Annotated in this window: 7 protein-coding genes and 2 pseudogenes; all 9 read right to left on the reverse strand. The window is 37.5% G+C overall.

From position 1 onward, the window contains the following. Window positions 1-441 (reverse strand): annotated as a pseudogene (locus HT719_RS05360) (IS630 transposase-related protein); the annotation flags it as partial. A 209-nt stretch (window positions 442-650) separates the two neighbouring features. Continuing rightward, window positions 651-5,444 (reverse strand): S8 family serine peptidase, encoded by a 4,794-nt coding sequence (locus HT719_RS05365; protein ID WP_172928484.1) that lies wholly within the window; start codon window positions 5,442-5,444, stop codon window positions 651-653. Window positions 5,445-5,913: 469 nt separating this feature from the next. After that, window positions 5,914-6,123, reverse strand: a pseudogene (locus HT719_RS05370) (transposase domain-containing protein); the annotation flags it as partial. Window positions 6,124-6,314: 191 nt separating this feature from the next. After that, entirely contained in the window at window positions 6,315-8,042 is a 1,728-nt protein-coding gene (gene ezrA / locus HT719_RS05375) for a septation ring formation regulator EzrA (RefSeq protein ID WP_166731529.1), read from the reverse strand. 81 nt (window positions 8,043-8,123) lie between these two features. Beyond that, complete coding sequence (gene gyrB / locus HT719_RS05380) at window positions 8,124-10,070, reverse strand: DNA topoisomerase (ATP-hydrolyzing) subunit B (protein ID WP_050208456.1); 1,947 nt, start codon at window positions 10,068-10,070, stop codon at window positions 8,124-8,126. Window positions 10,071-10,084: 14 nt separating this feature from the next. Beyond that, a complete protein-coding gene (locus HT719_RS05385) occupies window positions 10,085-10,648 on the reverse strand; it encodes an HAD family hydrolase (RefSeq protein WP_172928485.1) in 564 nt (187 codons plus the stop codon). Between the two features lie 84 nt (window positions 10,649-10,732). Further along, on the reverse strand, window positions 10,733-11,287 hold the full coding sequence (locus tag HT719_RS05390) for a DJ-1 family glyoxalase III (protein WP_172928487.1): 555 nt from the start codon (window positions 11,285-11,287) through the stop codon (window positions 10,733-10,735). 10 nt (window positions 11,288-11,297) lie between these two features. Then, window positions 11,298-12,521 (reverse strand): FtsW/RodA/SpoVE family cell cycle protein, encoded by a 1,224-nt coding sequence (locus tag HT719_RS05395; RefSeq protein WP_023938226.1) that lies wholly within the window; start codon window positions 12,519-12,521, stop codon window positions 11,298-11,300. Window positions 12,522-12,557: 36 nt separating this feature from the next. Further along, the gene (locus HT719_RS05400) at window positions 12,558-15,008 is read right to left on the reverse strand and encodes a bifunctional DnaQ family exonuclease/ATP-dependent helicase (RefSeq protein WP_172928488.1); all 2,451 of its coding nucleotides are present in this window, start codon (window positions 15,006-15,008) and stop codon (window positions 12,558-12,560) included. Between the last annotated feature and the right edge of the window lie 15 nt (window positions 15,009-15,023).

Raw genomic sequence — 15,023 nt, forward strand, 5'->3', positions numbered from 1 at the left:
TAAGGACGATAGAGGTAGCGGTCGATTCCTGTTTCATCAATATATACGATTGGTAAATCGTTTAGGTTATCCAAAATATCAAGAAACTCAGCGACTTTCTCTGGGTCTTGTTCCTTAAAGCTCGTCATCTTTTTTTGAAGTGACCTTCATCTGCTTTAAAGCTGCCCATACTGAAGGGACAGCACAATTAAAATGTGCCGCAATTTCCCGTAAAAAAGCATCTGGATGAGCCTCTACAAAGGATTTCAATTCCTCTAAAGGAATCTTTCGGTTTTTGACGACTCGCTTTTTCCTCTCTAAGTGTCCTTGTTCACGTAAGTTCTTTTTCCATGTGAAGAGAGTTCTGACGCCGACATCAAAAACCTTGGCTGCCTCGACATGGCTGTGCCCCTCTTTGATGTAATCTAATGCTCGCTGTTTAAAATCTGTACTATATGCCATAGCTTTATTATAACATGCTTGTTTGAAACTAAGCAACTATACTATAATTTGAATCCTTTTGCTCACGATACTACTATAGAAATCAAGCATGAGTAAAACCAGTGGAACTTACCCTGACACGGAATTCCACTGGTTTTTATGATTTTTCTCAGACTAACTTCCAATTCTACTAGCGGTGGAACTTACTTTGGGAATTTAGCTTGTATTCTCTACTCACTTTTTGAAAAAGTTACAAGTCCAATAACTGACAACAAGAGAGAAATTCCAGAAATACTTAGCATAATAGAAATCATGTTATTCTCACCAGTGGCTGGTAACTGTTTTCCTTCTTTGATGACTGTAGCTAAAAGCACTTGTTGATCACTTCCAGCTAGTGTTTTATTCTCATGCTTAGCTTCTATATTGGAATGATGTATTGTAATTGATGTAGCTTTCTCAATTTTATCATTGCTAATTGAAGGCTTAATAGTTGAGACTTGTCTATTTTGACTTACTAATTTAACAGGTTGCACTTGAGAAACTGGCTTGATCGTTACAACTGGTTTAGCTGGAATAACTGGATTAACTGGTGCAACTGCTTTAGTTGGATCAACCGGCTTAACTGGTACAACTGGTTTGGTTGGGATCTCTACTTTATTAGCCTTAAGTTTTACAACCGTTTCTTTTAGAGCTTTGATTACTTCATTAATTTCTTCTTGACTAGCTTCTGCATTTTCCAAAAGTAGCTTAGCTTTGTTGAAAATAAGATGATATGCATCTTTCTCCTCTTTGCTAGCTGTCAAAAATCTTGGATCTTTTTCTTGGAACTTCACTTCATCCTCGATAACATTCTTTAGGCTCATAAAATCTGTTTCTTTCCCATTCAGCTGGTCTTGAGCTTGCAAGAAAGTGGTCAACAGACGGTCAATTTCATCTTGAGTTATCAAATCTTTTGTAATTAATAATGCCAAGAGTTTAAATTCACGATCATATTGACCTTTGCGTTCTTGATCAGAATTTATATATTTACCTTTTTTAACTGTCTCAGCATATGCTTTAATGGCATTCTTCAATGATGTGATATCAGATTCCTTACCATCCAATGTTTGCATAGCAGACTCTAAAGCCTTAACAATTTGGTCAATTTTATCTTGGTTAAGTTTACTTCCCAATGCTAGTTGCGCATCTTTGACACTTTGCTCAAACATCTCTTTTAAATTCTGTTTTGTATTATAATATCTTGGAGTTTTAACTACTTCCATTTGTTTATTTAAAGCTGCAATCAGAGCTAACTTAGAAACAACTGAAAGTGACAAAACATTATTTTTACCAAACAGAACTTTAAATGGTTGAAGATTATCAAGTAATTCATAACCGTTTGACAGATTTACAAGAACTTTATATTCACCAGTAACCACTTTCTTACCATAAGAATGTTTACCATATGTTTCAGCTGGCAAGACTTGACTCTGACCGTCTTCACCTACTAAAGTAATCATTGTAGTTCCAGGAACAGCTTGATTAAAGCCAACCGTTACTGGGGCATATTTCATTTTGTTAGCCAAGAAGGTAATAGTTTGAAAACTATTTTCTTTCGTTAAATCAAATTCCTTAGATAGAGCACTCACAAATTTCAACTCTGTACGATCATAGCTAAAAATTTCTGCAACATAATGCCCAAATTTCAAGAAATTAATATCTTTTGACTTATCAACGGTTACATATTGACCTTCGCTATTTTTAATGCGATAAACATAAGTTGTATCAATCTCATCATTGGTTTTATTGTTTAGTATAGCAATTTTTACACGACCACTATTTTCTTCACCTACAAGATCTTTGAGAGATATAAAATCTACATTTCCCGCAAAGTCTTCCACATAATAGAAGATTTTCGATTTATCAATGTTCTTAGGAAGTGTATAACTACCATCTTCATTTTGTTTGATAATCTGATACTGTTCGATTTCTGAATCTGCCGCCTCTCTATTTTCAGAAGGACGAATATAAAAGACTTTTTCTAGAAGAATTCCGCCATTTCCGACATCCTGAGGTTTACGAGCTATAAATTGTTCTTGATTTTTTTGAGAACGAATATATCCCGAAGTAATCAGAGGTTTTTGTGTATCGATTTGAATTTTAAATATTGTGTATTGTTCTTCAGCTCCAGGGACATCTGGCTTATAACTAATAACATAGTCATAAATTCCATCAGAGACTCGATTTCCATTAGAATCCTGTCCTCCCCAAGCTGTTTTATCTACAATGTAACTTCTTGGATTTCTAGTATCGCCATCAAAATAATTTTTCACAAGGTCTGTTGGACGACTTTGCCAAATAGGCTGACTGTGTGTTGTATCCGAAGAATCATAAACAGTTGCACGAAGATTTACCAAGTTTCTATAGACAAGAGTTTTAAATTGAACAGAATCTTTATTACCATCATCGTTCGGCGAGATAGCAAGGCGAACATTACCCTTTTCATCTAATTGAAGATGGTATTTTCCTTCATCATCTTGTTTCACTCCGAGTACAGTCACTCGATTTCCTTGACGCTCTGCTTTTAAAACATTTACATCATTTTCAGAACTTGTTAAATAAGTTGCATCGTCTGAAGGTGAAATTCCTGGATTATCTTTATCAATTTCAGAGTAAAATCCACTGTTTCCTTCCTTAATCAATTGATAAATTGGTTTTTCAATTGCAGGTAGATTTTGGAATTCTCCCTTAAATCCCATAAATGGTAAACCAATAACAGAACCATCATCTGCAGGATTGACAAATCTAACAAATCCTTCTAGAAAATAACCATTTGGCATTATTTTGCTAAGTTCTTCAGTAAACTTACTTGTATCTACACTAACTGTTACTGTCTTCGTACTATGAGCTTTCACAGTTACTTCGGGCCAAACTGTTTCAGTTAGTTTTCGTGGACGGAGAGTGAATTTTCCTTCTTCAACTTCGTCCGTATTTGTATTTACAATCATCTTCAATGTTCGGTCTTTATCCGAAATATTATGAATTATAACTTCAAAGGTAAATTTATCACCAACATTACCAAGAGTAACACTTGGATAGTTATTTGCACCTGTTACAAATAAATCTGTACTTGTTGCCGCCATCGTGTCAACTACGCCAGCACCTTGGTGACGTGGAGAAGTATAGGCTCCAGTTTGTTTATTAAAATGTGGTTTTGCAGTAGACATAATTAAAGCTTTTACAATCTCTGAAATTTGACTAGCTGATAATTCAGGATGTTTCTTTGCTAAATATTCTTTGACTAATGCTGCGACACCAGCTACATGAGGGGCCGCCATACTTGTTCCACTTATACTTCCATAACTATTGTCGTTAAATGATGAATAGATATTTCCACCAGGTGCAGTAACATCTGGTTTCAATTGTCCATCTGTTGTAACTCCCCAACTTGAAAAATCTGACAATTGGTCTGCAACATCTGATTTACGATTATCCATCTTGTGATTAAAGACAATTTTATACTGACCAGACTTAAGAATTTCACCATAATATTTTGAAATAAAGACAGATGGGATTTTCTTAGCATCACCTGTAACAGACATACTAACATTTGCACCTTCAACGTTGTTATAAATTAAAACTCCAGCTGCACCGTGTTGAAGAGCATTTTTAATCTTATCAGAGAAATGGATTTTACCACGTTGAATCAGTGCTAACTTACCTCTTACATCAATATTAGCAAAATCTTCTTCACGACCAATACCCGTTGCTACATATTCGTATTCTTTCCCTTTTTCAAAATCTTTTTCTGTTTCAGGTCTATTAAAATCAAACTTACCATAATCAAGGGTAGCGTCATTTTCTAAACCTTTTACTTCAAAGACTTCAGTAGTTAGAATTTTATTATTAATCGAAGCAACAGAAATTGAATCTTCTACTGTAGAGGGATTTCCGACGAGACCATAATCAGGATTTTCTGCTAATGGTTGTGAAAAACCTCTACCGAAAGTATTGCTATTACCAGCAGCAATAACAACAGATACTCCTTTAGTGCGTGCTCTTTTTACTGCTTCAATAATATCTGAACCCGCATCTACAGTTGAACCCGCACCTGCACCCAAACTCATATTGATCACATCCGCACCTAACGCAACTGCGTCATCAACGGCTTTTACATAGAGGGCAGAGGCTGTAGTTTTATCTCTATCTGAAAAAACTCTCATAAACATAATTTGAGCTTCTGGCGCCACCCCATAAACCTTCTCAGAATTCGGGGCTTTATTAACTGGATTTCCAGCTACAATACCAGTAACGTGCATTCCATGAGACTCTTTTTCAGCCTCTTTTATATTATCAGTTCCATCAAAGTAATCATAAGCATATACTACCTTGTCACTGTACCATTTTCCATAGTCAATACCGGCAGCTTTTTTAGCTTTTTCGATATCATCCTGATTTTTAAATTTCGCCTTTGACGGATCAGAAATACGCAGAACTTCATGATTCAAATCAAGGCCTGAATCTATAACAGCGACTACAGTTCCTTGCCCTTTGTGTCCTGCTTCCCATGTTTTAGGGACAGTAATCATTTCATTACTGGAGATACTATTTGGCTTTTCTTTATGTCCACTTTGAGATAACGACTGTGATTGTGAACTTTCGGAAGAAGAACTTCTTTCTACTGCTGATTCTTCCTTCTTCTCTTCACTTTTTATAGCAGTCTTTTCTTTCTGTGTGATTACATTCTTGTCTGACTTATTATCTCTATATTCTATAGAATCATCTTGTTTTACTGACGCTGTCGCTTCTGTTTTTTCCTTTGAAGAAGAATCTAGAGCATTCTTGTCAGCCGTGACTGACGGTGCGAGCTTATTTGAATCATCTAATTTATTAATTATTACTGCATGTGTAACTTGATTGGATGTTTCAAATTTCCCCTCAGCAGCACTAACCTGTACTAAAGCAAATCTGCATGCAAAGACCGATAGCAGAAAAATCGTTGCTATTTGGTACTTTTTATGACAAAAATCTTTGCAGTCTCCCATAAAATCACTCCTTTTTATTTAAATTAAAAGTATTATATCCTAAATTATCTGAAAATTCTATCAAAAACTTATTTTGTAACAAAATTGTAATATTAATCACTCTTCTCATGTAATTTAAACATAAAGAAATTTAATCTCGATTAATACAAGACTAAATTTCTTTATTAAATAATTACTTTCCATTCAATTACTCATTAAGCAAAAACCTTACTAATCACGGTCATAGAATAGTTCATGTGCTTTTATAGTAGATTGAAACTAGAATAGTACACCTCTACTTCTAAAACATTGTTAGAAATCGATTTGACTGTCCTGATCGATTTGTCCTATTCTTATTTCATTTTACTATAATCGTGAATTAAGCATTTCAGGAACTGTGACAAACGTAACCGTACAATAACGAAGTCTATTGAAAAATCTCCAGATTAGTGAACTTAGCGATAGTTCCTAATCTGGAGATTTCTTATTTTCACCTTTCTTGTACAACTTTAGTCCATGGTAAATAAGCCTCTAAAACCTCTTTGTTTACGAGCGTTTCCTCGTTTGGAAGACATTCTAGAAGATAGGATAGATATTTCTCGCTATGTAATTGATGACGTTTAGCTGTTTCCAACAAGCTCATAATAATAGCTCTTGCTTTAGCTCCTTCAAAACTTTGAGAAAACAACCACCCTCGCTTTTTAAAATTTAGCTTAGGCTAAAAGAGTCCACTGGACTCTTTTACTCCGTCCCATTTTAGCGTGACTACCACGCTTTGTTCTATCTTTCTTCATATTTAAATAATATCAAAACCAAGCATTAATTTCAATGATAAATAAGTAAACTCATAGCTTTTGAGTAAAGAAAAAAGCTTAGAATGAACTAAGCTTTTTAAAAACGAATCGTTTCACGTGTTTTCTCATATGAAGTAACAAAGCGATTGGTTACACCAGGCTCTGCCACTTCCAATGCTTGAGAAATCTTGTCAAATGAAGCGTGATAATCAAATTCTTTTTCAAAAATATCTAAAGCTTCGTTAAATGCTTCTTGAATGCGTTCATCAAATGAGCGATAGCGGTTAGAATATTGCAAGAGTTGCTCTGTTAAGGTTGCATATTGTACAATATTATAAGTTTCCATTTCTAAAGCTTCCATATCATTCGTTGCAATTTCAAGAACTCGGGTAACAGATTCAATGTTAATCATTTTCTGTTCTAACTCAACCATTAAATCCTCGGTATTATTGCTTGCCGTAAAGAATAATTTCAAGAAAGTTTGTGGAATACCTGGCAGATTGCGTTTTTCCATGTATCGCTTGATAGTATGGAGACGATTGACATAAACATTGGACTTTTGACGTGCATTGATATCATCTTTCTCAATTTGTGTCAGGCGCTCACTAACTGAAATTTGCTCATCTTCAATATCTTTTAGTTGAGTTTGTAAATCCTCAAGATTTTCTTCAAGAACTGAATAAGCTTGGGTTGGTTCTTCTTGATTTGAAGTTACCTCAACAATAGCTGCCTCAAAACTCTCTAATTCTGTCTGAATACGACGAACATGGCTTGCAGCTGTCTCAGGAAGTAAATAGGTCTTGCTCAAACGTGCAATATCTTCTCCCAATAAAGTATTATTCTCTTTCATATGTTGAAGGTAAGTTGGAAGAGTTGCAAGTAGATTTTCCACTACTTTCTGAGCAGCAATTTCTCGAGTAAAAATATCATACAAGGCATTGATTTCCTCTTGTGCCTGTCCATTCTCATATTCGGCATTATCCAATTCCAACTGGCAAATATTCTCTTGGTTTTTCTTGAATGCTTCATAGAGCAAGTGGAAACGCGCTTCAATATCCGTTTCAACAAAATGATAATTAGCATCTAAGAGCTTACGATAACCATCTTCTAAATCTTCTAGTTGATCTGGTAGCTCTTTAGATAATGTTGTTACAATTGCTGGTATACGATCAACGATATGTGTCAAAGCCAAGATATGATTTTCAGCATTATCCAAAATCACTGCGGCTTCCACAGGGTCACCCGATGAATTCAAGGTTACAAATTGTGAAAATTCAGATTGGATATTTTCTAATTGTTTTTCAATTTCATCCAAGGCTTGACCATACTGTTCTGAATTTTCAGCAACTCTATGCTGAAGTTCCTCAAATAAATCCAAAGCATGAAGAACACGACCACTATTTTTAGATTCTTGCTTCTCTAAGTCTGCCAAAGCATTGCGAATTGCCGCAATATCTTCTTCAATCAAAGTAATTTGACTCTCAATTTGGTCAATTTGATGACTGGCCTTGAGAAAACGAAATGAATGGTTATAGCCTTCTGCTTCAAAGAGATTATTTTCAATATCGGCAAAAGAGTTGAGAGATAAATCGACCCATTTTTGATTCCATTCACGGAAAGCCACTTGACTTTGTCCAATCAAGTGCATATTTTTTACAGCTTCTACTTCATCATTTACTGGAAGATTGTATAGTTCTTCTTTTCTTTCTTCTAGCGCCTCTAATCTCCCCTCGTTTCGCTTACGTAGAAAGATTGCCACTACATAAGCCAGAACTAAAATGACTGCAATTGCAACCATTAAATAAATTAGTTGTCCATTAGACATATCAAACTCCTTTTTTACTTGAAACAATCGTAACGATTATATCATATTTTTTAGACCAAGGGAACTACTTCTCCCTATTTTTTAGACATCAAGTGTACTATAGACAGCATTTTCTTCGATAAACTCACGACGAGGCTCTACTCGATCCCCCATCAACATATCAAAGATTTTATCTGCTTCTGCAGCATCATCTACAGAAACTCTAGCCATCAAGCGATGTTCGGGATCCATGGTTGTTTCCCACAGCTGATGATCGTCCATTTCACCTAGCCCCTTATAACGCTGAATAGTCGGTTTGGTACGACCTTCACTATAACGGGCTAAAGCTTCTTGGAGTTTGATTTCTTGATCTGCACCCGGCTGGATATATTCTTTAATCTCGCTTCCAACCTTGACACCATAGATTGGTGGTTGGGCAATATAAACATAACCAGCTTCTAGGATTGGTTTCATATAACGATAAATCAAGGTTAAAAGAAGGGTACGAATATGGGCTCCATCGACATCGGCATCGGTCATCAAAACGAGTTTTTGGTAACGGGCTTTCGAAACATCAAATTCTGCGCCAAATCCTGTTCCCATGGCTGTGAAAAGACTACGAATTTCTTCGTTAGCTAGAATCTTATCCATACTTGCTTTTTCAACGTTCAAAATCTTACCGCGAATTGGAAGGATAGCCTGAAACTCACGGTTACGACCAGATTTGGCTGATCCACCAGCTGAGTCTCCTTCGACGATGAAGAGTTCTGTTTCAGCAGGATTGTTAGAAGAACAGTCTGCTAGTTTCCCTGGAAGGTTGGAAATTTCCAAACCAGATTTTTTACGAGTGACTTCACGCGCACGCTTGGCAGCCACACGAGCCTTGGCAGCCAAAATCCCTTTTTCCACGATACGCTTGGCAATCTGTGGATTTTCCATGAGGAAATCGGAGAAGGCTTCACTGAAGAGGCGATTGGTAATCTTGACCACTTCGCTATTTCCCAATTTGGTCTTGGTTTGTCCTTCAAACTGTGGATTTGGGTGTTTAACTGAGATAACTGCAGTTAATCCTTCGCGGACATCTTCCCCAGTTAAATTATCTTCATTGTCTTTCAGTAACTTATTCTTACGAGCATAATCGTTGATAACACGTGTCAAGGCTGTACGGAAACCTTGTTCATGCGTTCCACCTTCATGGGTATGAATATTATTGGCGAAACTCATGACATTTTCATGGTAACCAGTTGTGTACTGCATGGCTACCTCAACTGTGATATCATCCATCTCACCGTCTGTATAGATTGGTGTATCAAAGATTACATCCTTGTTCTCGTTGATATATTCAACGTAACTAGCAATCCCACCTTCATAATGATAATGCTTGGTTTGTTCCAAACCTTCACGCTTATCTGTAATTGAAATTTGAAGACCGCGATTTAGAAAGGCCAACTCTTGAATCCGTTTATTTAATTTATCAAAATCAAAGATTGTTGTTTCAGTGAAGATTTTTGGGTCCGGTGTGAAGTGAACAGTTGTTCCTGTTTTATCCGTATCTCCAACTATTTCAAGATCTGCGACAACATGACCACGACGGTATTCTTGGTAATGAATCTTACCATTTTTGTGAACATGAACGTCTAATTGAGTTGAAAGGGCATTAACAACTGACGACCCCACGCCGTGAAGACCACCTGAAACCTTGTATCCGCCACCGCCAAATTTTCCTCCAGCGTGAAGGACAGTAAAGACAGTCTCAACGGCAGGTCGACCTGTTTTTTCCTGAATATCGACTGGAATACCACGCCCATTATCCACAACAGTAATCGAATCATCTGGCTCAATAAAAACTTGAATATGGCTGGCAAATCCTGCCAAGGCCTCGTCAATTGAGTTATCAACAATTTCCCAGACTAGATGGTGAAGACCTTCTTTTGAGGTTGATCCAATGTACATCCCTGGACGCATACGAACAGCCTCTAAGCCCTCTAAAACTTGAATTTGACTGGCATCATAATCCTGTGCCTGCAGATTTTTGATTTCTTCTGTCATCTTATTCCTTTTTCTTACATGTCTAATACTTGTCTTAAATTCACGATACTGGTAAACAAGTGGGTATCAAGTCCTGCAGCTTGACCTGCTTCGATATCAATCGGTCGATCACCAATGACAAGACCTGAGCTAATCTGATACTTTTTTCTTAAATAAAGCACGGACTCGGGATTTGGCTTTCTCTTAAAGCCTGAGCTAGAAGTCACCACTTCTGTAAAATAAGCTGCTATAGAGGTTTTTTCTAAAATTTCCAAAACCTGATTATTTCGATGAGAGACCAAAAAATGACTGCCACCTTGATTTGAAATGTCTTCCAATAGGTCAAAAACTCCTTCAAATAAAATCGGGTGTTCAAGCTCTCTGGCTTCATTTTCCTTGTACTTTTCTAAAAAATTCTCTAAATTGGGAGCGAATGTCTCAATCGCCAAATCAGTAGAAACCTTTAAAGCTTGATAGACACTGTCATGGTCTTGTATAATGCCATACAGTGCCAATGTTTCAACAAATGCAGCTGTTGAAATTTCATAATTATCCAGTAAAGTTCCACCTAAATCCCAGATATAATCGTGATATTTCATACCCTTCATTATAGCATTTTTTTATGAAAAAAGCGATGATTTCCCTGATTTTTCCACATAAAAAACGAGAGAATAACTCCCGTTTTACTGATTTTTACCAAAGACATCTCGATAGAGCATTCCTGTTCGTAAAGTCTCTGCGTCTCCTCCTAGTTGCTCTACCAACTCGTAGGCAAAGGCAAGGGCTGTCGAGGGACCTCGACTGGTTGTCAAGTGACCATCTACCACTACTGTTTCCTTGACGTAGTGACCATCAAGGATTTGCTCTTGAACACCATCATAACAAGTGTACTGCTTGTTTTTCAATACCCCTGCTTGATTGAGGGCAATTGGTGCCGCACAAATGGCTGCTAGTTTCTTCCCTTCTTGCTCGAAGCTTTGCAACTCTTGAATCAAGGCCTGATTATCGCGCAAATGTGCAGAACCAGGCATACCGCCAGGAAGAACAATCATGTCATAGTCTGATAAATCTCCATCAAAGACATGATTTGCTCTTACTTGGATTGCATGCGAACCCGTTACTTGCTTTTCAAAACCAACCATATCACAAGTAATATTTGAACGACGCAAGACATCTACAACTGTCAAAGCTTCAATTTCTTCAAAGCCCTGAGCTAACATAACTGCTACTTTTACCATGATTTTCTCCTTATTTGATTTGTTTTAATACAAGCTTTTTCCGCTTGAATGGGACTTTTCCGCTCTTTTCTTCAGCTAGATTTGTCTGGTAACTCATCGATAAAAGCAAACCAACACCAATCAGATTACTGATAATAGCCGATCCCCCTTGCGAAATGAAAGGCAGTGGAATCCCGGTCAAAGGAAGCAAGCCCGTTACAGCACCGATATTTTCAAAAATGTGGAAGAGCAACATCATAATCAAACCAGTGGAAATATAGGTGTAGAACTGGTTATTTGATTTGAGAGTAATCTTCAACATACGGTAAATCAACATGAGGTAAAGGACAATAACCAGGACAGAGCCAATAAAGCCAAAATCTTCTGCAATGACCGTGAAAATCATATCTGACTCACGAACTGGAATAAGCAGATTTGAAGTATTAAAACCTTGGCCGAATAAGCCACCACTCCCAATAGCAATCTGCCCTTGAGCCTGCTGGTAAGTCGTTGTTTGGGCAAACTCAAAGGGATTGAGCCAAGCCAGAATCCGATTAATTTGGTAGGTCGGCATTCCAATCTGGTGAAGAAAAGCTCGTCCGTCCTTGCTAATAAAGATAGCTAAGAAACCAGCAACTCCTGTTACAGCAGTCACAAATACTGGGATAATAATTTTCCAAGAAACCCCTGATAATAAAACGATTCCTGAGAAAATGGCTACAAAAACCAAAGCCGTCCCCAAGTCACTTTGAAGTGCTAAAAGAACTAGGACTGGAATGGTAAAGAGAATCATCCAGAAAATTAACAAAAAATCCAGCGGAACCGTGCGTCTCCATTCCTTGTGTTTCTTTGTAAATTGGACAATGACACGAGCCAACATGAGGATATAGGATATCTTCATAAATTCTGACGGTTGGAATAGGGTAATTCCATTTATTGATACCCAGTTTTTGGCACCCGTTGATGCAACTAAGCTTGGATTATAAAATACAATCGGCAAGATCATAAGTCCCAAGCCTAAAATATATAGAAAGGGGGTCACCTTCCAAAGAAATTCTGTATTAAAGAGCATGACCACAAAACCAATCACAAGCCCCAAGGCAATCCAGGCGACCTGCTGCCCTAAAATGGGCAAAATATTATTGGGATAATCATGACTAACGGCTATATAGATAGCCACCACACCGATGACCAGTAGAAAAAATACTGGCAAGAGCAAACTATAATCGACTCTAGAGTCGAGAGAACGTTTCATATATACTAACCTTATACTTTCATACAATACTATTTATCAAAGTTCATTTAAAAATTTATCAACAGCTTCATCAACTTCGGATCGAGAGACGGTTTTAACAGTCGCTTCTTTTGCTAGAGAAGTCACTATTTGCTTACCATATCGTTTTCCGACAATTCTCCTATCCAAAATAAGAGTTAAAGAACGTTGGTGTTCGCGTCTCATACTTCTTCCCAAAGCCTGTTTTAAACGAATAATGGCCATTGGCAATTGATAATCATAAAAGGCATTTTTCCCTTCTTGAATTAGTTCCTGATTGATCTTTTTCGTCAAGGGCTCTTGGGGATTTTGGAAAGGAAGTCTTGGTACAACTTGAATCACAAAAGGATGACTTGAAAAATCAACTCCCTCCCAGAAACTTGCTGCACCAAGCAAGATTTGTTGTTCTCCTTTTTCAAAGCGCTTCTTTAGCTGATGAACATCCCCATTTTTATACTGGGCCAGATGGCTTACAGGAAGTATGTCTGAAACTGCTAGAAGCATATCTTTAGCGGTAAAGAGAACCAAAATCGGTTGCTGGAAAGCTTGAATTTCCACTAGTAAATCAGCTACCTCTTTGGCATAGACTTCTAAGGAAGTTTCTGTCACCAGAGGGAAATCTTTGACCAAGACCACTTCTTGGTCCTGTTTTCTACGAGCTTCAATCTTGACAAATTTGGCTTCAGGATAGCCTAAAAGGTCGGCCAAAGAAACTCTCTGACTAATCTCAAGAGTAGCCGATACTCCCAAGACTTGACAACTCTCAGGTATTAAAGAGGACAGAAGAATACGGCCAGATTTTGTAGAAGAAATCTGAATTTTCTTTTGACTCGTTTCAGTTGCTTCAAGCCAGTAATCTCGGTCAGCTGTAAAATAGCGGACCAGCTCCTCAAAGCCTTCTACTTCTAATTCTAAAAAATACTGATGGAGATTGGCTAGAGAATCTAAGATATTTTTCCTAGATTTACCAGACTGAAATTGTTCTATCAAGTAGAAGCACTCAAAGCGAATACTTTCTAGTATTCGTTGCTGGACCTTATTTTGCTCCTCCAGTAAGGCCTTATCAACTAAATCAATAATATACTGGATATCGTAGGTCTCTTGAAGCAGATTTTCTAAAGCCAACAAAACTTTTTGAACTTCATCGATAATCAGTAAACGGTCACTGACAAATTCAGGATTATCTTCAAGTCTGGTTACAAGATAGGCATGATTGGCCACTAAAAGCTTGCAAGTCTCTGCCCTTTCTTGACTACGTTTCCAAAAATCTTCCGTCACAAATAAGCTTTGAGATGATAAATTCCCGTCATGACGAAGATCTGTTAGAAAATGTTGGTAACGGTAGAGTTGCCCGATTTCATCCAAATCTCCTGTCTCTGTCTCAGTAAGCCAGACCAAGACTTGCATTTTAAAGCGTCTAAATAAGCGATTTTCATCATTTTCCTGCAAGGAACGATAAAAGGCATCCAACTTCAAATAATTTTGAGGCCCCTTTAAAGAATGAATATCTGTATGAAATACTTCCTTGAGGCGTTTACCTTCTTCTTCCATGATTTGATTTTGAAGAATCTTTGTCGGAACGCTAAGGACAATCTGACGCTCTTTTACTTGGGACAAAGCGGGTAAGAGATAGCCATAAGTTTTCCCAATCCCTGTCGGCGCTTGAATCAGAGATACAGACTCATCTTTCAATAGCAAGCCAACCTCTTTAGCAAAACTTTCTTGTTCCTCCCTCACTTCAAGGTTCAACAGAGAAATATTTTTAGAAAAATCTTGGGATAGTTTTCGTGGTTCCAGGGGAGCTCCAGTTTTCTTGAAATACAGTCCTTGAACTTGGACCAAATCTGAAGAAGTCAGGATAGATTGGTTGCGATAAATTTCCTCAATAACCAAGTAGGACTCATATAAGAGAGCGTCAGCCATTTCCAGCAAGCGTTCCAAGAGACCTTTAGGAAGCTGGGCCATCTTTTCCCGTAGAAATAAGAGTAATTCCGCAGTAGCTTGGGCATCTGAAAGGGCTGTGTGGGCGTGTTTAAGAGGAATTCCTAATTCTCGACACAATATCGGTAAACTATATTTTTCCAGTTCAGGGAAAAAGACCTGAGCCAATTCGACCGTGTCAACACGAGGATTTCTTAGTTCATAACCTTCAAAAAATAAATTTTCTGCCAAGAGATTGGCATCAAACTGAACATTATGGGCTACAAAAATCCCATCCTTCACCAAGTCAAAGATTTTTCTAGCAACTTGCGAAAAATCAGGTGCTTGCGCCAGACGTTGGTCTGTCAATCCTGTCAGTTCTTTGATATGAGCATCCAAAGGTTCATGTGGATTAACATCCGTCGTATAGTGATCAACGATTTTTCCGTCCTCAATCACAACAATGCCCACTTGGATAAGTTTAGCCTTACTACCTGTGCTAGTTGCCTCTAAATCCACCACAACATAGCGATTACCAATCGTTTTCATTATAAAAAATTATAC

The organism is Streptococcus sp. k-378, from assembly GCF_013277505.1.
Lineage (GTDB): Bacteria > Bacillota > Bacilli > Lactobacillales > Streptococcaceae > Streptococcus > Streptococcus pseudopneumoniae.